General features: G+C 46.7%; 24 protein-coding genes, 1 tRNA gene and 1 riboswitch. Of the genes, 10 read left to right on the top strand and 15 right to left on the bottom strand.

From position 1 onward, the window contains the following. Positions 1–575: 575 nt before the first annotated feature. The 6 genes from ABCW45_RS13100 to ABCW45_RS13125 all read left to right on the top strand — a co-directional run bounded on the left by ABCW45_RS13100 (position 576) and on the right by ABCW45_RS13125 (position 8179). Positions 576–1346, top strand: a complete 771-nt coding sequence (locus tag ABCW45_RS13100) for a ParA family protein (protein ID WP_117471086.1) — start codon at positions 576–578, stop codon at positions 1344–1346. Then, positions 1346–2539 carry a ParB/RepB/Spo0J family partition protein gene (locus ABCW45_RS13105; protein ID WP_343220993.1) on the top strand — a complete coding sequence of 398 codons (1194 nt, stop codon included), beginning with the start codon at positions 1346–1348 and terminating at the stop codon, positions 2537–2539. The genes ABCW45_RS13100 and ABCW45_RS13105 overlap by 1 nt, the downstream gene beginning before the upstream one ends. Before the next feature lie 264 nt (positions 2540–2803). Continuing rightward, the gene (locus ABCW45_RS13110) at positions 2804–3607 is read left to right on the top strand and encodes a DUF4446 family protein (RefSeq protein WP_117472393.1); all 804 of its coding nucleotides are present in this window, start codon (positions 2804–2806) and stop codon (positions 3605–3607) included. A gap of 5 nt (positions 3608–3612) precedes the next feature. Then, positions 3613–4524, top strand: a complete 912-nt coding sequence (locus tag ABCW45_RS13115; protein ID WP_343220994.1) for a DUF3881 family protein — start codon at positions 3613–3615, stop codon at positions 4522–4524. 189 nt (positions 4525–4713) lie between these two features. After that, complete coding sequence (locus tag ABCW45_RS13120; RefSeq protein ID WP_343220995.1) at positions 4714–6771, top strand: diguanylate cyclase domain-containing protein; 2058 nt, start codon at positions 4714–4716, stop codon at positions 6769–6771. Between the two features lie 106 nt (positions 6772–6877). Beyond that, on the top strand, positions 6878–8179 hold the full coding sequence (locus ABCW45_RS13125) for a GGDEF domain-containing protein (RefSeq protein WP_117471091.1): 1302 nt from the start codon (positions 6878–6880) through the stop codon (positions 8177–8179). Positions 8180–8232: 53 nt separating this feature from the next. Here the strand turns inward: ABCW45_RS13125 and ABCW45_RS13130 are convergent, their stop codons facing one another. From ABCW45_RS13130 to ABCW45_RS13165, 8 genes are all read right to left on the bottom strand, one after another. Next, positions 8233–8382 (bottom strand): hypothetical protein, encoded by a 150-nt coding sequence (locus ABCW45_RS13130; RefSeq protein ID WP_343220996.1) that lies wholly within the window; start codon positions 8380–8382, stop codon positions 8233–8235. Next, positions 8375–8881, bottom strand: coding sequence for a transglutaminase-like domain-containing protein (locus ABCW45_RS13135; RefSeq protein WP_343221011.1), 507 nt, complete (start codon positions 8879–8881; stop codon positions 8375–8377). Before ABCW45_RS13135 ends, ABCW45_RS13130 begins: the two co-directional genes overlap by 8 nt. 201 nt (positions 8882–9082) lie before the next feature. Next, positions 9083–9775, bottom strand: coding sequence for a sensor histidine kinase (locus ABCW45_RS13140; protein WP_343220997.1), 693 nt, complete (start codon positions 9773–9775; stop codon positions 9083–9085). Between the two features lie 92 nt (positions 9776–9867). Then, complete coding sequence (locus ABCW45_RS13145; RefSeq protein ID WP_181968543.1) at positions 9868–10011, bottom strand: hypothetical protein; 144 nt, start codon at positions 10009–10011, stop codon at positions 9868–9870. 54 nt (positions 10012–10065) lie between these two features. Further along, a complete protein-coding gene (locus ABCW45_RS13150) occupies positions 10066–10425 on the bottom strand; it encodes an Hpt domain-containing protein (RefSeq protein WP_117484465.1) in 360 nt (119 codons plus the stop codon). 566 nt (positions 10426–10991) lie between these two features. Continuing rightward, positions 10992–11783, bottom strand: a complete 792-nt coding sequence (locus ABCW45_RS13155) for an ISAs1 family transposase (RefSeq protein WP_343220998.1) — start codon at positions 11781–11783, stop codon at positions 10992–10994. After that, positions 11728–12279 carry a hypothetical protein gene (locus ABCW45_RS13160; RefSeq protein WP_343220999.1) on the bottom strand — a complete coding sequence of 184 codons (552 nt, stop codon included), beginning with the start codon at positions 12277–12279 and terminating at the stop codon, positions 11728–11730. The genes ABCW45_RS13155 and ABCW45_RS13160 overlap by 56 nt, the downstream gene beginning before the upstream one ends. Before the next feature lie 280 nt (positions 12280–12559). Further along, positions 12560–13156 (bottom strand): sensor histidine kinase, encoded by a 597-nt coding sequence (locus ABCW45_RS13165; protein WP_165859924.1) that lies wholly within the window; start codon positions 13154–13156, stop codon positions 12560–12562. A 58-nt stretch (positions 13157–13214) separates the two neighbouring features. Here ABCW45_RS13165 and ABCW45_RS13170 point away from each other — a divergent pair, with 58 nt between their 5' ends. The 4 genes from ABCW45_RS13170 to ABCW45_RS13185 all read left to right on the top strand — a co-directional run bounded on the left by ABCW45_RS13170 (position 13215) and on the right by ABCW45_RS13185 (position 16035). Then, positions 13215–14039: a Spy0128 family protein gene (locus ABCW45_RS13170; RefSeq protein ID WP_343221000.1), complete on the top strand. Its 825-nt coding sequence runs from the start codon at positions 13215–13217 to the stop codon at positions 14037–14039. Positions 14040–14317: 278 nt separating this feature from the next. After that, positions 14318–14393, top strand: a riboswitch (cyclic di-GMP riboswitch). 87 nt (positions 14394–14480) lie between these two features. Beyond that, a complete protein-coding gene (locus ABCW45_RS13175; protein WP_343221001.1) occupies positions 14481–14858 on the top strand; it encodes a CAP domain-containing protein in 378 nt (125 codons plus the stop codon). After that, a complete protein-coding gene (locus ABCW45_RS13180) occupies positions 14855–15340 on the top strand; it encodes a CAP domain-containing protein (protein WP_343221002.1) in 486 nt (161 codons plus the stop codon). Before ABCW45_RS13175 ends, ABCW45_RS13180 begins: the two co-directional genes overlap by 4 nt. A gap of 618 nt (positions 15341–15958) precedes the next feature. After that, positions 15959–16035: transfer RNA gene (locus ABCW45_RS13185), tRNA-Arg, on the top strand. Between the two features lie 348 nt (positions 16036–16383). Here ABCW45_RS13185 and ABCW45_RS13190 read toward each other — a convergent pair. The 7 genes from ABCW45_RS13190 to ABCW45_RS13220 all read right to left on the bottom strand — a co-directional run bounded on the left by ABCW45_RS13190 (position 16384) and on the right by ABCW45_RS13220 (position 21469). Continuing rightward, positions 16384–17775 carry a tyrosine-type recombinase/integrase gene (locus ABCW45_RS13190; RefSeq protein WP_343221003.1) on the bottom strand — a complete coding sequence of 464 codons (1392 nt, stop codon included), beginning with the start codon at positions 17773–17775 and terminating at the stop codon, positions 16384–16386. Next, a complete protein-coding gene (locus tag ABCW45_RS13195) occupies positions 17753–18190 on the bottom strand; it encodes a helix-turn-helix domain-containing protein (protein WP_002569113.1) in 438 nt (145 codons plus the stop codon). The genes ABCW45_RS13190 and ABCW45_RS13195 overlap by 23 nt, the downstream gene beginning before the upstream one ends. 104 nt (positions 18191–18294) lie before the next feature. Then, a complete protein-coding gene (locus ABCW45_RS13200) occupies positions 18295–18522 on the bottom strand; it encodes a helix-turn-helix domain-containing protein (RefSeq protein WP_002589006.1) in 228 nt (75 codons plus the stop codon). 30 nt (positions 18523–18552) lie between these two features. Then, positions 18553–18933, bottom strand: coding sequence for a type II toxin-antitoxin system PemK/MazF family toxin (locus tag ABCW45_RS13205; protein ID WP_002569115.1), 381 nt, complete (start codon positions 18931–18933; stop codon positions 18553–18555). Positions 18934–19421: 488 nt separating this feature from the next. Further along, on the bottom strand, positions 19422–19970 hold the full coding sequence (locus ABCW45_RS13210) for a sigma-70 family RNA polymerase sigma factor (RefSeq protein ID WP_003524839.1): 549 nt from the start codon (positions 19968–19970) through the stop codon (positions 19422–19424). A gap of 300 nt (positions 19971–20270) precedes the next feature. Continuing rightward, entirely contained in the window at positions 20271–20807 is a 537-nt protein-coding gene (locus ABCW45_RS13215) for a hypothetical protein (protein ID WP_002569117.1), read from the bottom strand. Between the two features lie 104 nt (positions 20808–20911). Beyond that, positions 20912–21469 (bottom strand): ImmA/IrrE family metallo-endopeptidase, encoded by a 558-nt coding sequence (locus tag ABCW45_RS13220; RefSeq protein WP_425518609.1) that lies wholly within the window; start codon positions 21467–21469, stop codon positions 20912–20914. Positions 21470–21485: the final 16 nt, after the last annotated feature.

The following is a 21485-nucleotide window of genomic DNA, read 5'->3' on the forward strand; positions in this document are numbered from 1 at the left end:
AATATGCGTTACCGTTTGCGAAAGGCGAATAGCGATAAATATAAATGTTTCACGTGAAACATTTGCGGGGAGCAAAACAGAACACATAGAAAGGAAAAAGAAAGGCCAGAAGAAAGACCAAAAGAAACGCTAAAGGAAGACCAAAAGAAGAACCAAAAGAAGGACCAAAAAGAAACGCCAAAAGAAAAGACCAAATAAAGGGAAAAGGGTATAGTGAAAAGATAACGATAAAAATCATAATGTTTCACGTGAAACATCAATGAACCACAAGAAGAAAAATCGAGAAGAGAGTATAGTGTTTCACGTGAAACACTTGCCACATGGAACTCGGAAAATATGGCTTATAGGATTTACAAAAATGTTTCACGTGAAACATTTTTAATTTTATAGGGTAAATCAATAGGAAAATAGGAAAAATTGTGTTATACTAAGTTTCGCTAATGTTTTGATAGTAAATAGTAGAAGAAAAATAGAGAAAAGCCCGTGAAAAAACCGGATTTTATGGTAAATCTGGGCTGAATCGAGAGAGATACACGATAAAAAGAGTAGAGCTGACCTGCGGAAAGGATAGAGGTATGGGACGTATTATTGCAATTACAAATCAAAAAGGCGGTGTCGGAAAGACGACGACAGCTATCAATTTGTCGGCCTGCCTGGCTGAAGCAGGGCAGAGAGTGTTGACGGTTGACTTTGATCCGCAGGGAAACACGACAAGCGGGCTTGGATTGGAAAAAGGAAATATTGACAATACTGTATATGAACTGCTGATGGGGGAGTGCACCGTGGAAGAGTGCGTTAATCCCAGCATCCAGGAGCGACTGGATGTGATGCCGTCGGATGTTGATCTGGCGGGAGCAGAGATCGAGCTTCTTGATATGGAAGAAAAGGAGAGCATCCTCAAGAAAAATCTGGAACTGCTGGATGGAAAATATGATTTTATCATCATCGACTGCCCACCGTCCCTGAACCTTCTTACGATCAATGCGCTGACCGCGGCAAATACGGTACTTGTCCCGATCCAATGTGAATATTACGCACTGGAAGGATTAAGCCAGGTGTTAAAAACAGTAAATCTTGTTCAGAAAAAGCTGAATCCGGCACTGGAAGTAGAGGGCGTTGTGTTTACGATGTATGATTCCAGAACTAATCTGTCCCTGGAAGTTGTAGAGAACGTAAAAGAGCATCTGAATGAAAATATTTACAAGACAATTATTCCGAGAAACGTCAGACTGGCAGAAGCACCGAGCTACGGGATGCCGATTAATCTCTATGACAGCCGGTCATCAGGGGCAGAGAGCTACAGACTTTTAGCAGCGGAAGTCATCAGCAGAGGAGAGGAATTATAATGGCGAAGCGTGGTTTAGGTAAAGGTTTAGGCGCGTTCTTCGGGGAAGAAGTTACAGCTACGAAAGAGAACGCTGCGGAAAAAGTAAGCAGAAGTGAGAGAAAAGAGCACCTGATGGCAAATCAGGGAACTGCTAAAAATACAGAAAAAAATGGAACCGGGGCAGAGAGTGACAGCGGAAAAGTAGCAAAGAAAGCAGGAAATACGGCTGTAAGCACTGACGCAGCTAAAAAGAATAATTCCCGGAATGCCGGTAATTCTGAGCCGGTTGTCGTAGAAAAAGTGGTTGAGAAGATCGTTGAGAAACCGGTTGAGAAGATCGTTGAGAAAATCGTTGAGAAACCGGTCGAGAAGATCGTTGAAAAAGTGGTAGAAAAACCCGTTGAAAAGATCGTAGAAAAACCGGTAGAGCAGACACTAAAGCTTAACCTGATCGAGCCGAACAGTGAGCAGCCGCGAAAGAATTTCGACGAAGAAAGTCTTCAGGAGCTGGCGGATTCTATCAAGCAGTATGGAATTTTACAGCCGTTGATCGTCCAGAAAAAGGGCAATCACTACGAGATCATCGCCGGTGAGCGCCGTTGGCGCGCCGCAAAGCTTGCGGGGATCACGGATGTCCCGGTGCTGATCCGCGAGTATGATAAGCAGCAGACGATGGAGATCGCGCTGATCGAGAACGTCCAGCGTGCGGATCTGAATCCGATCGAGGAAGCACAGGCGTTCCAGCAGCTGATCCAGGAGTTCCATCTCACACAGGAAGAGATTGCGAACCGCGTATCCAAGAACCGCGCAACGATCACAAACAGCATGCGTCTTCTGAAGCTTGATGTCCGTGTACAGGATATGCTGGCAGACGGAAAGATCTCCAGCGGACATGCGAGAGCGCTTCTTGGTCTTGAGGAAGGCGAACGCCAGTACCAGGTTGCGGTGAAGATCACCGAGGAAAAATTAAGCGTCCGCGACGTGGAAAAGCTCGTGAAGATGATGAACCGCCCGCCGAAGGAGAAGAAGCCGGAAAAAGGACCGGATATCGATCTGATCTACCGTCAGGTGGAGGACAAATTAAAGTCCATCATGGGCACGAAGGTTGTCATCAACCAGAAAGACAAAAATAAAGGAAGAATCGAGATCGAGTATTACTCCCAGGAAGAGTTAGAGCGCTTGATCGAGCTCATGGAATCCTTGAGGGCATAACCAATCAATAATCCAGCGTAACTATTCAGTATCTTCATAGTTACACGCAAAAATCCATTCCAGATCAGCTTCGCTGATGGGATTTTTGGAAAGAAAATGCTGAAAAAGCCGACTGTATTTAGGGTTTTCTGAAATTTAGCAAAAAGCAGAAAGCAGGCATTTGCCCAAGATGAAAGCTAAATGAAAAGGAAGCTGACGAACAGGAAAAAATTGAACTAAAATCACGAAACGCACAGACACATACGGAAGGACAGAAAATAAAATATGGAAAACAGTATGTTATACAATCTTCCCATCGATCCAATGGCACTGATCATCGGATTTTCAATCCTGTCATTGGTATTATTGATCGTGGTGATCATTTGTATTGTGAAGCTCAATAAACTATACCGCAGATACGATATCTTCATGCGCGGAAAAGACGCGGAGACACTGGAAGATACGATCATGGACATGATGGATGAGATGGAGGAGCTGCAGGCGAAAGACCGGGCCAGCAAGGATGCAATGAAACAGCTGTCCAAGCAGATCAAGTCCTCATTCCAGAAATTCGGATACGTCAAGTATAACGCGTTCAAGGGCATGGGCGGCAACTTAAGCTTTGTTATTGCAATGTTGGACAACAACAACAGTGGTTTCGTACTGGATGTTGTTCACAGCCGTGAGGGCTGCTACATTTACTTAAAAGAGGTAGAGGAAGGTGCGACAGAAGTTCTCCTCGGCGGAGAAGAGCAGGAAGCGCTGGAGCAGGCCCTGGGCTATGTAAAGCGCCCGACTATGGATGAGCGCCTTGCAATAAAGGAAAAGGCCGAAAACGGCAGGAAAAAAGAGTTAAAAGGCGGCTCCGGAGAGCAGGATATCGAGGTTCCGAGCAGCGAGCGTAAGAAGAGCGAGCGCATGAAAGAACTGAGAAAACGTCAGGCAGAGCGCCGCGAGGATGAAGAAGAACGTGTAAAGCAGTATGCGGATGCATACGATGTGGAAGAGATTGAGATCGAGACAGACAACATCGAGGATTTTGATGCGATGCCGGATGATTTCAACGGCGAGGATAAAGGAGATTATTGATCCATATGCATAAATTTTTACGTGCAGCTGGTTTCAGCATGTATACAAAGAAAAAGGATATCGAAAAGCTTCTGGATCTGCTGGAACGGCAGCCGTCGATAACGAAGTGCGTCCAGGTCGATGAGGAGAGCAACGTGTGCGAAATGCGCGCGGAAGTCGCCCCGGGACTTGGAATCTCGATCGTCGGAGAGCTGAACGAAGAGGGGAATTTCGAGCGGGAATACTACTTCCCGTACCTGGAGAGCAATGTCGTCGGCTCCACGGAGGAGTGCTCCGTCCAGAGACACACGGAGAAAGAGACATACGCCGGCATGGTGGATGAGAATAGAGTTGGCATCACGCTGATCTTCTACATCCAGAATTTCCTGGATTTCCGGGAGAAAATGCTGGATAAAGAGCACCACTCCAGAATCGGAGCTGTCTGCTTTTCCGGCCTGTCCATTGACGGAAAGGTCCTTCTTCCGATCAAGAAGAGTCAGAAACAGATCCAGAAGGCAAAAGTTTCCGCAAAAGAACGCAGCAGCCTGATCGAGGCCGCAAAAAACGGGGACGAGGACGCCATGGAGACCCTGACCATCGAGGATATTGACCTCTATTCCCAGATCTCCAGAAGAGCCATGAAGGAAGATCTCTACTCCATTATCGACTCCTGCTTCATGCCCTGCGGAGTGGAGTGCGACCAGTATTCCATTATCGGAGAAATCAAAGAAGTTGAGAAAATCCGAAATATTTATACAAAAGAAGAGATTTATCGCATGAAGATCGAGAGCCATGACCTGGAATTCATGGTCTGCATCAACAGCAGGGACCTCTTAGGAGAACCGCAGCCGGGCCGCCGTTTTAAAGGACAGATCTGGATGCAGGGTACCTTAAATCTGGTACCTTACAAGGCGGGACCGATGGATCAAAAGCGATAAAAAGTATAGACAACAAACAGAATCATGGGGGTATAATAAAAACAGATTATCTCATTCGAATCAGCTTGAATTTACCAAAAAAACAAAGACTGACATGCAGTTTCCTGCGATCTCGAAGATATAGAGACAGAGGAAAATGCTTTTTTATTAAACCGGAATCCATAGAACAGGGGAGGAACTGTAGTTTATATGGAAGATTACGATATTATGACCAGAGAAGAGGCCGAAAAGAAGATGGAAGTGCTCCGGCAGATCTTCCCGATCGTCCGCCTTGTGCGTGGGTATACGGTGATGGATCTGAATGGAAAAACGGGAGCGATGGAAGGCCTGGACAAGATGGAGACAGCCCCTCCCTGCGAATGTTTTGCTTTCTGGCAGAAGAATGAACCATGCAGAAACTGCATCAGCCAGAGAATGATGGAAGAGCATGGCCAAACATCAAAGCTGGAATTTCTCGGCAGAGAGATGTACCAGGTGACGGCGAGATACGTGGAGATCGACGGCGAGCCGTATGTGATGGAGATGCTGCAGAAGCAGGACAGCCAGAACTTTATCGATGAGGACGGATGCAAAAAGCTCATAGGAAGCCTGATGAAATATAACCATATGGTCTACATGGATGCCCTCACAGGAGTCTACAACCGCCGTTATTTTGAGGATGAGATAAAAAATAAGACCAACACAGCGGGAGTCGCTGTGATCGATATGGACTATCTGAAGGTCATTAACGATACATATGGACACCGGGCGGGTGACCATGCCATTGAGATGATGGTCAACGTGATCCGACAGAATATCCGGAAGACGGACAGCCTGATCCGGTACGGCGGAGACGAATTCCTCCTGATCCTGCCAGAAATCAGCAAGGACAGCTTCAACGAAAAATTAAAAATGATCCAGGAAAAGATCCACGATACCGCTATTGCGGATTACGGAAATCTCCGCCTTTCTGTCAGCATCGGAGGTGTGATCACCCGCGACGGCGAGAGTATCGAGGAGGCAGTTCTCAGGGCCGACCGCCTGATGTATTTCGCGAAAGACCAGAAAAACATGGTTATCACGGAGGAAAAGACCGAGTATCTGGACGAGACGATGCAGGAATATTTAAGGACACAGACCATCAAGCCGAAGATCCTCATCGTCGACGATTCCGATATGAACCGCGAGCTCCTGACAGAGATCCTGAAACAGGATTATGAGATCCTGGAGGCAGAAAACGGCGAAGCTGCCTTAAAGATGCTGGAGCAGTATGGAACAGGTAGCGCCCTTGTGATGCTGGACCTTGTGATGCCGAAGATGGATGGATTCCAGGTCCTGACGGTGATGAATGAGAGACGCCTGCTGGAGGATATTCCGGTCATCATGATCTCCAGCGAGGACTCCGGGAAATATATCAGTGAAGCTTACGGATTCGGTGTCAGCGACTATATCAGGAGACCATTTGACGCGAGAGTCGTATACCAGCGCGTGTTAAATACGATCAAGCTGTACTCCAAACAGCGCCGCCAGCTCCGCCTTGTAACATCCCAGATCCGGGAAAAAGAGCGCAGCAACCGTATTATGATCGGTATTTTAAGCCAGATTGTTGAATTCCGAAACAGCGAGAGCGGACCACATGTCATTCACCTGAATATCGTATCGAGACTGCTTTTAGAGCAGCTGATCAAAAAGAAAAACAAATACCATCTTTCCTGGCAGGAGATCGGTCTGATCGCTACGGCGTCGGCGCTCCATGACATCGGAAAGATCAATATCGATGAGAAGATATTAAACAAACCTGGTAAATTAACAAAAGAGGAATTTGAGATCATGAAGACCCACACGACCATTGGTGCGGCCATGATCGGAAACGTTGATCTGTACCACAGTGAGCGCCTTGTACAGCTTGCTTACGAGATCTGCAGATGGCACCATGAGCGCTGGGACGGAAAGGGTTATCCGGATGGCTTGAAGGGAGACGAGATCCCGATCTCCGCCCAAGTCGTATCCGTGGCGGACGTCTACGATGCCCTGGTCAGCGAGCGTGTCTACAAAAAAGCATATCCGCATGAGGTAGCGATCCAGATGATCTTAAACGGAGAATGCGGGAACTTCAACCCATTGATTTTAGAGTGTATGCTGGATATCCAGGATGAGATCCGCCGGAAGATCAGCGTTACGAGCACGGAGGACTTCGTAAGGGACGCGGATGCGCAGGAAAACATGGATATTGCCAACATGCAGTTAAATCCGCTGATGATGGAGTAAAAAAGTAACTGGCCGGATACTGAGAAGCAGATCCAGCCGGAGCAGGGCAGGTGGCAAGTGTGAAAAAAACAACTTTGTTAAAAAATTATCGGGGGGGGGTATTCCAATGAATATAGCCCAGGAAATTTATGAATCTATCCAGGAATTATATCAGGAGATCATCAAAGTTGACCTGAAGACGGGAAAAGCGACAATCCTCCACAGCATCACGGATCCTTCAGACCGCGGAAAAGAATGTATCTGGGACAGCCAGTTAGAGAAATACATGAAAAATAAGATCCAACCGTCGGATCACGAGAGGATGAGAGACAACTTTTGCCTGCGGCATCTGAGAAATGAATGCGAAAAGGGCAAAGGTCTGTTCTCCAACAACTTTTCGACGATGAACGGGAAACTGCCGGATAACCATGTTACGGTGCTGGCGTTCGCGCCGGGAAACGACAGTCAGGAAAAGGTTTATATCCTGCTGCGCAAGGCCGGACAGGAATACTTTATGTGGTCCATCGCGAATCAGTATGTATCATCGACCTGCGATTATTTTATTTATCTGGACGCGAAGCATAACAGCTACCAGATGTTCAGCAGCCGGGCGGGAACCCCGCTTCCTCCGGTGATATGCAATGATTACGAAGGATCCAAGATCGAATACGTGAGGAAATATGTGGTGGAGGAAGATCAGGAGATGGTGATGCGTGAGATGCAGATATCCCGGATCCAGGAGGTCCTGGAACACAACGAGGTCCACAGCTTCACCTGCGGGATTATGGAGCACGGAGGCTACAAGAGAAAGCGCCTGGACTACCGCTATTACGATAAAGAATGCCAGATGATCCTGTTCTCCAGGACAGACGTGACGAACGTCTATCTCGAGGAGCAGAAGAAGAGCCAGAGGATGGAGGAGCTGCTCTTAAAAGCCCAGACAGACCCACTCACGAAGATCTGCAACTTCCAGGCGACCTTTGACGCCATCAGCGAGAAGCTGACGGATACGGATGACAATTACGCGTTCTGCTTCGTGGATCTCGACAATTTCAAACAGATCAACGATACCATGGGTCATCTGGCCGGGGATGAGGTCCTTCGCCAGGTGGCGGACGTTTTAAAGGACGTGGCGGGCCCGGAGAATCTCGTGGGCCGTGTCGGCGGGGACGAGTTTGTCGTATTTGTAAAGACGGAGCAGGACCGCGCCAGGGAGACCGCGGAAAAGATCCTCGCGGGGATCCAGAACATTACCGTAGAAGGAAGAAACAGTACAAGGATCTCCGGCAGTGTCGGGATCGCCATTGCGCCGCGGGACGGCAGAGACTATTACGCCCTCTTAAAACGGGCGGATGCCTGTCTCTACCAGGCAAAATCAGAAGGAAAAGATCGCTGGTACGGCGAGAAGGAAGGACAGGAGAATATATAAAGAAACGCCCCAGGGCAGCCGGGAAAGCTGCTCTGGGGCGTTTTTGCGGTGCGTTACAGATCATACCGCATCCGGAAGCGTTCCAGAAGCGTCAGATTCTTACGGCTGGACCGGATCATCGTCAGGAACCGGTATAGGAGCCGCAGCTCATATTCCTTCAGCTCCTCACCACCGTAATAGTATTTCTCCATCAGCTCATTCACACGGGTGTAAAGTCCCGGCTCGTAATCCAGAAGGATCCTGGAGAGCCGCGCTTCCGTCTCGCCGCAGTTCCAGAATGCCTAAAAGCCGCCGCTCCGTGATCAGATGGCGGAATTCCAGGAGGACGATGCCGATTCCCTTGAAAAGGAGAACGACCAGCAGGATGCCCCACAGGATGTTTACGGCGGTCTTTAACTGGTCGATGACCTCGGAGTCCGGACGTTTTCCGGCGTGCAGGGAATCCGGGGCATCCACTTCCTCGCCGCTGTCCTCCAGAGCCGCTGTCCTCTGGATATCACCGGGAACCTGTGCCATCTGTAAGAGCGCGTAGGTATCATAATAGAATCCGGGTGTCACATCCACCGGGATCCAGCCCATGCCGTCCATGTAGACCTCTACCCACGCGTGGGCATCGGAGAAGGTGAGCTGTACATCCCTGCCGCCCGCGGCCTCGATAGCGCGGCTGCTTAAAAAGTAACCTTCCGCGTAACGCGCCGGGATATCGCAAGGACATCAAGTCCCTCCGGCGCGGAAGACAGCCGCTGCAGAAAAGCGGCATAGCAGTTATTATCATGGGTCGGATCCCAGCCTGCGGAGGCAGAGACGGTAAGCCCGTCCGGGACAGGAACACGGTCCAACGGATAAAAGACATAACGCCCCGGTCCTGCCGGAGTAAACCAGTTCCCAAGCGGTTCGCCGCCTTCAGCCAGGGAAGATGGAATTCAGGGTATCGGGGCTGCCCCATTCATCCTTGTGATCAAGATAATACTGCTGCATCTGATTAAAAAAGCAGATGCCATCCCCGGCCTTTTCCTCAATTGTCTTCTTAAACAGGTTCCAGATCTGGTCTGCCAGGTGGTAGAGGTCGAATGGCTTATTTTCAAGCTCGATCTTACCGACCTCAATCCGGGACATATCGAGAACTTCGTTGATAACGGTCAGAAGGAACTCGGAAAGCTGCTCTGCCTTCACGATATAGTCCTCGGTGCTGTGCCCGTGAAGCTGGCGGTGCGCCAGGTTCAGCATACCGATAATTCCGTTTAACGGAGTACGGATCTCATGGGACATCTCTGAGAGGTAAGCGGATTTCGACTGGCTTACGTTCTCGGCGGCCTCGAGATCTGCCCGCATCTCATCAAGCTGTCTCTTTTCCTCCGTGATATCCCGGAAGTGGAACAGGTCTATCCCGTCTTTCCTTGTCACAGAAAGGCGGTAGCAGGCATCCATCCCGAGCGGTTCGATATCCATCAGGATCGGATGTTTTCCGTCCCACGCGTTATATTCTTTCCGAAGCCGCTTTGCCTGTTCCTCAGGAAGCTTCGGGGCAAGGCAGAGAACGTCGTTCTTAAAATGTTCCTTCGTAAGACCGAACTGCCGTTCAAAATCCTTTGTCACATAGAGTGGAAAAAGGTCCGAAGGGCGGAGAAGAAAACAGGGGTCATCCACGAGGTCAAACCCGTTAAGACTCCCCTTGTCGTCAAGACTTGTTAAAATTTAACCTGCGCCAGGACAGACGCAGATGAAGAAAAACGATCAGCAGGCACGCCGCGACCAGCAATTCTGCAAAAAAACAGAAATATCAATACCTTGTGTTCCCCCAGCCACGCGAGCTGAAACGCAATCTTTTCCATATTCTATCCCCAATGTAAATTTGTAGCCGGTTACTTCCGATCCGCCGTCATTGCCTACTGCGGATCGAGCTTTTCAATCGCCTGGATCGTGCGGTCATATTCCTCATGGACGCGTGCGAAAAGTGATTTGCTCTCATCGTCCAGAGTATTGTTTCCGCGGAGCTTTTCGGTCAGATCGGAGCTGGCATCAAATAAAGCAGTAAATCCGAGGTTCAGGCAGATCCCCTTCAAAGTGTGGGATGCGCGGAACGCCTCCGCGCCGTCACCGCTCTCAATCGCGGCCTGCAGCTGCCCAAAACTCGGATCATTTAAAAATTTCAACGCGAACTTCCTGACAAGACTCTCCGAAACGAGTCTCCCGGTAACTCCCTCATAATCGCCGCACATCATTTCGTAGCATTCTCTTAATGTCATATGTATGGTCCCCTTTTGCAAGTGTGTTGTTTCATATATTTATATATAGATGGTTTTATTATAACTTTCAAAGGATAAAACTTCAACCGGATAATGGGGGGATCAGGGTTGTTTCATGAAGACCATGTGCCAACGATTCCTGCTTTCAGCAGTCTCGATCATGCTACATACACCGCTGAAGTGCATTGGTATACTTGCTTACTCTGAAAAAAAGTGCAAATTATCCCTATCTCCTTTACAGTACCTTTTTTCAGAGGTATTCTTTATACATAGTCAATACAGACCGGCTATGCCTTTAAACACATACTGTTCCCGCAAATCTGCATTGTCACAAAAACAGTCCATCATCTCTGTCATTATATTTGTGATACCTGTCTCGTGCATTGCCAGGCGCAGGATGTTATATGCATATTTTCTGATGAGCGCCAGATTATTTCGGGATTTTTTGGCAGGTGAGCGATCTTCCCTGAATGTGTTGTCCAACACATGATGGAGCCGGTTCTCTATTGACCAGTGCATTCTTTTTATGCTGCCCAGTTCCTCTGCGGTAAGAATAAGGTCTGATATCAGTGCGGTACACGGAATATCCTTTCCGGCCCCTTCTTCCGCATTACAGGTTCTGGAATTTCGCCTTTTTTCTTTTTAGCAGCTTCCGCTTCCAGTTTGTCCATGAACGTATGGATCTCCTCATAAGCCTCTGGTTGGTTTTTCTTTACGGTAAGCACAAAATGTCCTTCCTGTTCATGGATCTGTTCCATGATTGCGGTCTGCGTTCCAATCGCATCAATCGTTATGATACTTCCACTGATATCCAGAAGATTCAATAATTCAGGAATCATCGCAATCTCATTCGTCTTTGAATCTACAGGAAGCTGTGCAGGCAGCAATCCCCGGACAGTTTCCACTACATTCAAAATCATTGGAGTTGCCGCACATTTTGTCTTTTCCGTTGCGCCGCAGAGTGCTTTCCCGTCAATCGCAAGATGGGTATTCTTCGAGTCCACGATCTCTCCAATCCATTCCATAAAAGCACACAAGGCTAATTCCTCATCAATTCCGCTCAGCATCCGACTAATCGTGGAAGGCGAGGCGATCCCGTATTTCAATTCCATATGTTTCCGCAGCCATTCCAGGTTGTTCTTGCACCAGTTAAGACTCCTGCGGATCGTTGTCCTGCCACAAAGAAATCCGATTGTGACACATACCAGCATTTCTGCCAGATCGTGTCTTTTCTCTCTGTCGCATCGATAATCCGGGATCTGCCTGAAATAATGAATCAGTTTTTCTGTCAGAAATGGTTTTTCAGCACATTTCCAGAGCCACCTGTATTTTCTCCAGAAGTTCCTGCTGTTCCTCATTCACTTTTGAAATGATTTCCGTTTTATCCAGACATACTAAATAGATGGTCTCTAACTTGCGCAGTTCTTCCAGACCCACGCCCCATTTTTTATATATTCTGCGGGACAGGGACGATATTTGAGCTGCAAACTGATAACGAAAATCTGATTCGTTTTTCATCGTTCGTTTTTTCTGGATATAAGAAGTTGGAGATTGCCTTAAAAGAATAATGGAGAGCACATCTTCCCAATCATCCCCTAAGGGTTTTTTCCAGTCATCCGGGCACAATTCCCAGACAGCTTTTGAAAACCCGTATTCCCATACTTCTGCATCTGTTAAAGATACCTTCCTTTTGTTGCTTTGTATTACCCCCTCCGGAGTAATAATGCCGATATAAGTATCGACTGGCTGCGGATATTTTTTTCCTTTTACACGCCGGGATGTTCTTTTATAAAGATAATAAGAATCCCCCTTTTTTTCACGGTAGTCCCTTTTACGCGATGTTTTTGAACCCATTCCGGATATTTTTTCTCAGTTACTGGCATAATGCCCTCCCTTCCGTATAGATATAGCATACCTATACTGTATAGACGTTATACCTCTACTTGAACAAAAAGTCGAGGGTTATACACGCTTATGTATAGCATGTATAACCCTCGATGAAATCTGACCTTTTTAGACTTTTAAAATATCTTCATGAAACAACCCTGTGGGGGGATTTCCAAGAATATCCGGCAAAAGATTACTATACACGGTTCCTGAATTGAAACATCAGCCAAAACTCACAAATCACAGATCAGAGGAACACGGAGGCGAAAAAACATTGGTCCGCATACCGGAACGTGACGACCCCGTGATAATGTTCCGCGATCGAGCGGACCGAGGCGGTTCCGGTTCCAAACCCGTCATGCTTCGTCGAGAGAAAACGTCCGTTTTCCTCCACCGGGGCGGAGGAGCAGGAATTATCGACCGTCAGGGCAAGGTGGCTGTTCTCCTCCTTCGCGCGGAGCCGGATAAACGGGTTGCTGCCGGTATATTCCCGGCAGGCATCTAGGGCATTTTCGAGAAGATTCCCGAGGACCGAGCAGAACTCTGCCTCATTCATGGAAAGCTTCTGCGGGACTGCCATGCTGACGGAAATATCGACACCGGATTTCCTCGCCTCATCGACATAATAGTTGACCATCGTATTTACCGCGTAATTCTCGCACCAGGTACAGAACGTATCCGGCGGGAGCATCTGACGGTACTGTGCAATGTACGCCTTCAGCTCCTCCGTCTTCCCGCTGTTTAAATAGTGGTCGATCACATTCAGGTGCTGGCGGAGATCATGTCTCGCCTGTCGGACGCTCTCGATGTGACGGCTTAACTGCTGGTACTGTGCCTTCTGCATTGCAAGAAGCGTCTCCTGGTGGGCGGCCCGCTCCTTTATGGAAAGGGGGTGTGGCGATATGGAAAAACAGATGAGTATGAAGAAAAGCAGACGATTACCTGGAATGATATTTCTTCTTGCATTGCTGATGACGATCATGATTCCGTTTGCGGCATTTGCGGAAGAGTTCAGCTGTACTGTAAACCTTCCGGTGAAGGTACAGATAGATGGAAAGAACCCGCCGTCACTGGACTATAAGTTCAAGATCGAGGCGGAAAACAATGCGCCGCTTCCGGAGGTGACTGAGGTCACCGTGAATGCTGCAGAAACCGGAACAGTGGAATTCGGCCCGATCACTTACAAGCGCCCGGGCAACTACATCTACCGCATTACGCAGATTACGGATAATCGGTTGAATCTCACTTATGACAGCCGTACCTATGCTGTGACGGTTCAGATTTTAAGAAGCGAGGACAATACGCTTCATGCGGAGATCGTTGCCAGCACAGGAAGCGCAGACGGCAGCAAGGCCAGCGAGATCGTATTTGCGAACAAATATAGCAGACCGAGCTCCGGCGGAAGCGGCAGTGATGACAATTATGATCCGAGTCCTAGACCACCGCGTAAACCAGACGGTAACTCTAACGGCTCTCCGACACCGGTCAACGCGCCGAGCGCTGTTTCACCGGCTGAGAACACAAAGATTACTCCGCCAAACCCGGAATTCCCGGAGGCAAGTTCTGTAGCTGACGCACAGAACACAAGAAAACTCTCTGCCGGAAACCCGGCAACCGGTGACACCACGCACAGAGTCCTCTGGATCATGTTGAGCGTTGGTTCCGGTGTTCTTCTCCTCGCATTGATCCTGTGGAAACGCAGATCGGACGGGGCGGAAGAGAAGTAAATTTCAGATCAGAACAGATGGCTTCCACCGTGCGGGAGAGATCCTGCAGGGTGGGAGCTTTTTTGTGGATGTTTTTTCATGTCAGATATTGACAAAATGGCGACATATGGTAAAATGATAGCCAGTTGCGACTTACGATGATTCATCAAGAGTGTTGTTTTGCTATACAAAAACAACACTCTTTTATTTTTACCCGAGGCCTCAGGAAACCTCTTGAACTGCCTCTTAAAATTACAAACCGAAAATTAAAAAGAATCCTTGAAGAGGATTGTAAAAAATTCATAAACCGGCAAAGCAGTCGAAAGGCTGTGACGCAAAGCTATAGGGCCTGTAAAATGGCAGCCAGTTGCACTTTGAAGAGTATTGTAAAATGCGCTTTAGGTGCCTTTACAATACTCTTCTTGTTTGGATTTTTTTCATGAATCAATGAGGATTTTTTTTATGAAAAAAGGTATCGTTTTAAAGCTTGCAATGTTTGTTGCAGCTTTTGCAATCAGCACATTTGCTCCGTCTATGACCGCAGCAGCAGCTTCCTATGATGATGAGTTCGTAGCTCTGATCAACCAGAAGCGTGCAGCAAATGGTCTTCAGCCGGTTTCTTTAAATAGCACTCTTGACAATGCAGCAGAGACAAGAGCAGAAGTGCTCACAGAGAAGTTTTCCTACAAGCGTCCGGATGGCCGCCGCGAATTCACAGTTCTCGATGACAACAATATCGCAGATAATTTTGTTGGTGAGTGCTACAGCGCAGGTCAGGCAACACCGAAGGAAGCTCTTGATAACATGATGCAGTATGACTTCTTCGAGAAGAAGTCATGAGCGAAGACGCTAAGACAGTTGGCGTTGGTCACTACAACGGTGGTGAGTATGGCGATTACTGGGACGTTCTTTTTACAGCCCCGGCAGCAACAGATAGAGCAGAATTCGCACAGGAAGTACTTGATCTCGTAAACGTACAGCGTGCCAACAACGGCCTTAGCCCAGTCGTTCTTGGTGATGAGAAATTAAACGCAGCTGCTCAGCAGCGTGCCGTTGAGATCGCAACCGTTACTTCCCATACACGTCCAGATGGAACAAGCTGCTTTACAGTCCTCGATGACTTCAATGTAACGGATGAAGCTACAGGCGAGAACGCAGCATGGGGACAGGTAACTCCGGAAGAGGTCGTTAACGACTGGATGAATTCCGAAGGACACCGCGCAAACATTTTAAATCCAGACGCTCACAAGATGGGCTTTGGATACTACAGCGACAACAGCTCCGAGTGGGGCCGCCAGTGGATTCAGATCTTCACAGAGTAATCTGTTTTAGATAAAAAAATTTCTTCTTCATACATTTATATTTAAATTTTCTGCCATCACCAGAAAAAACTCTTACCGCACGATCCCAGCAAATCGTGCGGTAATTTTTTACCCCTCCTTGACTTTCCAACGTCTGTTTGGTAAGATATATATCGTAGTTTTTCAAAGACTACATGTCCCAGTAGCTCAGTTGGATAGAGCACATGCCGTCTAAGAAGTAACCATAGTTAAAGCCGTGGAACTTAAAAAGGTGGTAACAAAGAGTCCGATTTGAACAATGGCATATAGAAATGTCGAAATAAGAAATCAGATGATTCATCACGAAAGTGATTGAGTTCATAAAGTTGGTTGCCGTGACCGAAAAGGCTGAAAAAGCCCGAAAATACGGCATTTGTTCCCATAGTTAAATGGATATAACAAGCGTCTCCTAAGGTTGCGTTACAACGGTCACCTCAAAAAAACTAAATAAGGGATTGCAGTTCGATTTTGATCGGGCTATAATCATATATCAGACACGTCCATATAGCTCAGCTGGATAGAGCACACGCCTCCTAAGGTTATGCTCTACCTGCCGCTTTACGGGGAAAAGTGATCGTTGCCAGTCTCAATTTAATATAAGTCTCTGTAGCTCAGCAGGATAGAGCGTTCGCCTCCTAAGCGAAAGGCCGTGGGTTCGAATCCCGCCAGGGACGCCAGCAAACACGCCGAAAACCTTTGATTTATCAGGGTTTTCGGCTTTTCTTATTTCTGCGGCTTTTGTGGATTTTTTGCAAAAAACCTTGGTTTGCTAACATTTGCTAACGAGATTTGGCCTTTTGCTAAGAAAGGCGGTAAGTCAGAGGTTCGATTTTTACCAAAGGAACTTGCAAACATTTGTTAGCAGAAATTAGAGGAAGTTGCAAACAAAATCGCGAATTTGCTAACATCGCTCAAAAATGCTTTCAGAACCTTGCTAACAAAAAAAGTGTTTGGTCACTGTGCAAAGTGGTTCAAACGAAGAAAACCTCTCACAAAGTGAGAGGCGTTCTTCTGAGGGAGGGACTTTATAAAGCTTTTGCCAGCTGCTTGAGCAGTGCGGCAGTTTCGGGATTTTTAAGCAGTTCCAGTATCTTTGCTGCATCACTTTCATCACTTTCAGTGACGGCAGTATCCGCAGTTTTAGGCTCTGTATCTTCAATGGGATCAGGAGTCTTAGAGGAATAAAAAGCTTCCTCCAATCGCTGAGCGTTTATGCACCGATCCTCGTCGATGATGTGAGAATAGACATCCGCAACCATTTTAACCTGAGCATGACCGGAGTCGCCCTGGACTGATTTCATATCGCCGCCATTGAGTTTCAGCTTGTAGGTGATGCTGGAGTGGCGGAGAGAATGGAACACAACATGAGGCAGTCCGTTTTCTTTGATAAGTTTATTGAAAGCACGGTTAATCACCTGACTTTCCATCGGACGGCCATTGCTGGAGCAAAAGACCAGGTTATTGTCGATGTATTCATCTCCAAACAGATCCATCAGCTCATCAATTTCTTTTTTTCTTTCTACCAGCATATAGGCAACTGTTTTCGGCAGGTACACGCGGCGAATACTGGTTTTGGTTTTAGGCTCTTTCAGGACCAGAGCAGTATGGGTACTGGCTATGCAAGGTGGAAACTTCTTAATAACACCTTTGTCGCTCAAATCGTCCAATGCACCTCGTGTAACCCGTTGCAGCTCTTTGTTGACGAATATATAAGCTGAACCATTTTCTATGCTCTGTGGTGCAATATCAATGCAGTCCCAGGTAAGGCCAAGCATTTCGCCAATGCGTAAAGAGCAGGAGAACGCCAGATTTAAGGCAAGGGAGAGGATAGGATCATCACAGACTTCCATCGCCTTGCTCAGCGTTTCGGCAGTCCATATATCCCGTTCTTTATGTTCTTCTTTGGGAAGTGTCGCATTCAGAACAGGGTTACGGCTGATTAGTTCCCAACGCACCGCCTGATTAAAGGCACTGCGAAGTAGCTTGTGAATTTCTCTTACTGTATGCGGGGTCAGATATTCGCTTGTGGGTTTGCGGTTGTTGACGCTTACCGTTTTCACAGAGAGCAGATCGCGGTAATACTTATCCATCATCCTTGGAGTGATGTCGGATAGTAACATATCTCCGATAATAGGAGTTATGTAGTTTCTCGCCAAACCACGGCGGCTTTCATATGTTGACATTGCCCAGGTATTTACACCATAGATGGACATATATTCATCGAGCAGATCGTTCAGGGTCTTTGCCGTAGGAATAAAGAAGGTTCCAGAGTCCTGCTCATACTCAATTTGCTTTTTTCGTTTTTTTGCTTCTGCATTTGTGCTGAAGGTTTCCCAACGCTGTCTGCGTTTTCCGTTTTCATCTGTGTAATCATACACCACAGAATATTTGCTTTTACGCTTCACGATAGATGCCATTTTCATTGCTCCTTTCTGAGATTTTCACATAATGAGTTTGCTTTTGATACCAGGCTTCAAAACTGCTGGTAATGATACGAATTCTTCGATCAATCAAGGTCGTCTCAAAATAGCCCCTTTTAACAAGGTCATAAGCTGTGCCAGATTTCAGCCCCAAAAGATCCGCCATTTCCGGTACTGACATCGTAGTATGCCGCCATTTCTCTCCGGGCGGTGTACCATCCACTTTTTTATAGTGGAACTGGCCGGCATACCAATCTTCAAAGCTATCCAGCATAACTCTCATTCGTCCGGCCACTTGAATTGTTTTGAAATAGTTCTTTTTAACCAACCAGTAGGATTCTACTTTACCAAGCCCAAGCATTTTGCCCATCTCTGGTACAGACATACTGGTCTTTACTCTTTGTTTCTGCATGGCTTTTGCCTCCTCTATAAAGTTTTTCTTGCTATGGCCTCATTGTAAGAGAAAGCAGAAAAAAAGTTAAGGATGTCGATTTGGAGATCGGCATCCTTGACAAATCATTCATCTGTGTGATCCAGCCAGTCATCAAAGCTCTTTTTGGAAATGCGGATATGACCGCCGACTCTGACGCTGTGGAATACACCTTGTTTTACCAGATTATATGCTGTGGGACGACTGATACCCAGAATGTCCTGAATCTCATCGACCGTATAGGTTCTTTTGTCATAGCTGACAGGATTTTGTTCATTAAAGCGGTTCAATTCCGCAATTCTTGCTTCAAACATAAAAACGCCTCCTTTATCCGGTAAGTGGCCTTACGGAGCCTCCATTTCCTCCGGAATATGAATATCTAAACTAACTTGCAGAGCATCATCAATCGCTCTCATTTCTTCGCGAGATACGCGCCCAATGTACGATAAAACACGCCTTTTATCAATCGTTTTGATTTGCTCCAGCAGAACAACAGATTTCAGTCCAAGCTCTGGAACGCTCTCCAGTGCATAGTGTGTGGGCAGCTCCTTTTTCTTAATCCATTTACTGGTGAGCGGAGCCACGATCAAAGTGGGGCAGAAAAAATTCCCCACATTGTTTTGAAGAACCAGGACAGGACGGGTGCCGCCTTGCTCTGATCCAAAATAAGGGTTCAAATTGGCATAATATAAATCCCCACGCTTATAAATCCAATCTTCTTTCATGTTCATCCTCCTATGTTTTGAGATTTGATTATGTAAAAAGGAGGCTCTGCAAATTACAGAGTCTCCTTCAATTTAGCGCCTGTTTTATCCCTTACTTGTCCACGACACCCCAGGGATTTGGGTAATCATTAAGCCGCAGGTGGCTGGCCTGCTTCTCAGGAATTTCACCTCCACTTCGTTTGGTCTTACCCATGGCCTGCGACGGTTGTTATCACGCTCGGACTATGGCTGTAAGAGAGCTTTCCTCCTTGTTATGCCATGACCGGATGCCATCCGATGTATTCCAGCCTGATATATTTCTGATAAACCGCAAACTCATCTATACAGCAAAAATGGGTTGGCCTGTTATGTGAGTGGCAGCTCTCAGAAAATATACCGCTGATGTAGCGGCTATTACGCCCAAAGAGGATCAAACTTAATGATTCGTATATGAGGTTGTCAAGGTGCAAGTGAAAGGATTTCCCTCTCACTTGCTACTGCCACTTTTTTTAGAAATCTATAACCAACTTTTTTATTTTTTCTTCAATTTTTTTCAGACGCTTATGAGCTGCGGGCTGACTAATGCCATATCTTTTGGCTAATTGCAGTGTACTTGGCTTTTCCATGCCGTAATAATCCAAGATAAAAGAGCGTTCTTTCTGACTCAGCTGCTGCAAGGCACGGTGCAGATCGGCCATAAGAAGATTACAAATTGCTTGTTCCGCAGTATCAACAGATTCATCCACAAACAAATCTGTATCCTGATAACCTTCCTCTGTGCCGTCACGATCTCCCACATGAGAAGCCGGGAATATAGAACGACTTTTCTCATGTTCCTGGAGATAGCGGCTGTGGCGGTCCTCCTGTTGGTATTTTTCAAAATCTTTGCGAGAACATTCCATGATAATGCGGTCATCTTCATCACGGAACATTTTGACCGTTTCAACAAAAAAGCGCCCAGTAAAGCAACCATTGCGGCGTGCCTTACTGAACGCTGAAAAACTGATTTCCTCCCATTCTTGTGGGCTGTTATTTTTCCAAATGAATACTCTCGTCATATCCTTTCCTCCGTTCAAATTTTTGGTAGTCAGCGAATTTGAACGGTGTCATGGATATTTTGCTATGTACGCCTCCCAGCGCATACCGGCCTCCTAATACCGGGCAAAGAAAAAGGCCGGAAGTGTTTTCACCTCCAGCCATGTTCCTGCCGCCATATTGCAGCAGGAATGAAAAAAGCCCGGTTAATGCCGGGCCTTATGTAGAAAAGTATTCAATTTAGCGCATTCCTGCCACTATACCAAGTATAGCAGGTCGGAAGTCGGAAGGGAGTAGGGATTAGGTCGGGGATTTGTCGGGATTTAGTCGGAATTTAGTCGGGGCAGCTCCTCCAGGACTTCTGGAATAGAATATCCAAACAAGCAAACAGAAAATAAATAGATGGCTTCTCGTTTTCGGTCATAAAAGACACTGCGCTCTATATTTAGTTCTTCCAGCAATTCTTTCTCTGTGCTGTTGAACCGATAGATGAATTGCTTAGTCAAAATTTCATAGTAAAGTTCTCCTCGATCCGGATACCGTTTCAGACGAAGGAGTGCACGGTCAATAATATTGACCAGCATTTGATTTTGAACAAGGCAGCAAACTTTTTCTTCAAAGGCTTGCAGTTCAATATCTGGTGCAAAATTTTCAAGATAGCAGAGGCCAGACTCTATATCTTGTTCTCCCATAATCCAAGCAGTTTCTTGTAATTCTTCTGCCCGTTCACTCAGAACCCAGACTACATCACGGTAAATCTTTAGAATCAGCTTACTTCTATGAAACGCAGCGTCGCTGTTAAGCCCCAAAGCTGTTAGCCTGCTGTTACATTTTTGGATTGTTGTACTTTCTTTTCTCATAGAACATCCCTCCTTGTTCGCAATATTGCGAACATATTAGGTACAAAATAGCATAGCAGAGGAGAGTGAGAGAGGGCAGTGCCTCCCTCTATTCCCCCATTTGGTTATATCAGGTTTCTGGATTTTAGACGAATCTGCATTGCTTGCTTGGAAACCTCAAAAATATTTGCCATTTCAGCAATGAGCTGTTCATCTGTCCGGCCTATTCTAAGCCGGTAAAAACATTTTTTGATCTGCGGTAAAGGCATCAGCAGAGCAGAGGCCAGGGTATCCGCCTGACGCTCAATTATGCCATGACTTTCGTCGGAAGAAACATTTCCGTTATAAGCAGCAACATCTCCAGTACCGGAGTATAACTTCTTATGTAGTACCCAATGAGCCAGCTCATGGGCACAGGTAAAACGGAGCCGCCCTAATTTTGATGGATCACAAAGCCGTTCATCAATTAAGATTGTACCGGCTCTTACTGCAATCATTCGATACTGTCTCTGTATCTGGTCATATAAAACAACGGCACCGTCATCGAAAATTGTTTCCCCTAATATCTTGGGGTTTTTTCTTAGTGTATGAAACTCCAGGATTAGATCAAACTTTGTCTCGATAATGGTTTCGATTGGCACAGAACATGGTTGCCCGGATAGCAGAGAGGGATCATATTCCATCAGGATTTTTCGCCCT

Origin of the sequence: Pilosibacter fragilis, assembly GCF_032490495.1 — a bacterium.
Classification (GTDB): domain Bacteria; phylum Bacillota; class Clostridia; order Lachnospirales; family Lachnospiraceae; genus Pilosibacter; species Pilosibacter fragilis.

Bases quoted from the DNA above. Each gene is read 5' to 3' on its own strand.
- ABCW45_RS13100 (WP_117471086.1), top strand. From the start codon at position 576: ATGGGACGTATTATTGCAATTACAAATCAAAAAGGCGGTGTCGGAAAG.
- ABCW45_RS13105 (WP_343220993.1), top strand. From the start codon at position 1,346: ATGGCGAAGCGTGGTTTAGGTAAAGGTTTAGGCGCGTTCTTCGGGGAA.
- ABCW45_RS13110 (WP_117472393.1), top strand. From the start codon at position 2,804: ATGGAAAACAGTATGTTATACAATCTTCCCATCGATCCAATGGCACTG.
- ABCW45_RS13115 (WP_343220994.1), top strand. From the start codon at position 3,613: ATGCATAAATTTTTACGTGCAGCTGGTTTCAGCATGTATACAAAGAAA.
- ABCW45_RS13120 (WP_343220995.1), top strand. From the start codon at position 4,714: ATGGAAGATTACGATATTATGACCAGAGAAGAGGCCGAAAAGAAGATG.
- ABCW45_RS13125 (WP_117471091.1), top strand. From the start codon at position 6,878: ATGAATATAGCCCAGGAAATTTATGAATCTATCCAGGAATTATATCAG.
- ABCW45_RS13145 (WP_181968543.1), bottom strand. From the start codon at position 10,011: ATGGAAAAGATTGCGTTTCAGCTCGCGTGGCTGGGGGAACACAAGGTA.
- ABCW45_RS13150 (WP_117484465.1), bottom strand. From the start codon at position 10,425: ATGACATTAAGAGAATGCTACGAAATGATGTGCGGCGATTATGAGGGA.
- ABCW45_RS13155 (WP_343220998.1), bottom strand. From the start codon at position 11,783: ATGAGGAACAGCAGGAACTTCTGGAGAAAATACAGGTGGCTCTGGAAA.
- ABCW45_RS13160 (WP_343220999.1), bottom strand. From the start codon at position 12,279: ATGGGTTCAAAAACATCGCGTAAAAGGGACTACCGTGAAAAAAAGGGG.
- ABCW45_RS13165 (WP_165859924.1), bottom strand. From the start codon at position 13,156: ATGCAGAAGGCACAGTACCAGCAGTTAAGCCGTCACATCGAGAGCGTC.
- ABCW45_RS13170 (WP_343221000.1), top strand. From the start codon at position 13,215: ATGGAAAAACAGATGAGTATGAAGAAAAGCAGACGATTACCTGGAATG.
- ABCW45_RS13175 (WP_343221001.1), top strand. From the start codon at position 14,481: ATGAAAAAAGGTATCGTTTTAAAGCTTGCAATGTTTGTTGCAGCTTTT.
- ABCW45_RS13180 (WP_343221002.1), top strand. From the start codon at position 14,855: ATGAGCGAAGACGCTAAGACAGTTGGCGTTGGTCACTACAACGGTGGT.
- ABCW45_RS13190 (WP_343221003.1), bottom strand. From the start codon at position 17,775: ATGGCATCTATCGTGAAGCGTAAAAGCAAATATTCTGTGGTGTATGAT.
- ABCW45_RS13195 (WP_002569113.1), bottom strand. From the start codon at position 18,190: ATGCAGAAACAAAGAGTAAAGACCAGTATGTCTGTACCAGAGATGGGC.
- ABCW45_RS13200 (WP_002589006.1), bottom strand. From the start codon at position 18,522: ATGTTTGAAGCAAGAATTGCGGAATTGAACCGCTTTAATGAACAAAAT.
- ABCW45_RS13205 (WP_002569115.1), bottom strand. From the start codon at position 18,933: ATGAAAGAAGATTGGATTTATAAGCGTGGGGATTTATATTATGCCAAT.
- ABCW45_RS13210 (WP_003524839.1), bottom strand. From the start codon at position 19,970: ATGACGAGAGTATTCATTTGGAAAAATAACAGCCCACAAGAATGGGAG.
- ABCW45_RS13215 (WP_002569117.1), bottom strand. From the start codon at position 20,807: ATGAGAAAAGAAAGTACAACAATCCAAAAATGTAACAGCAGGCTAACA.
- ABCW45_RS13220 (WP_425518609.1), bottom strand. From the start codon at position 21,469: ATGGAATATGATCCCTCTCTGCTATCCGGGCAACCATGTTCTGTGCCA.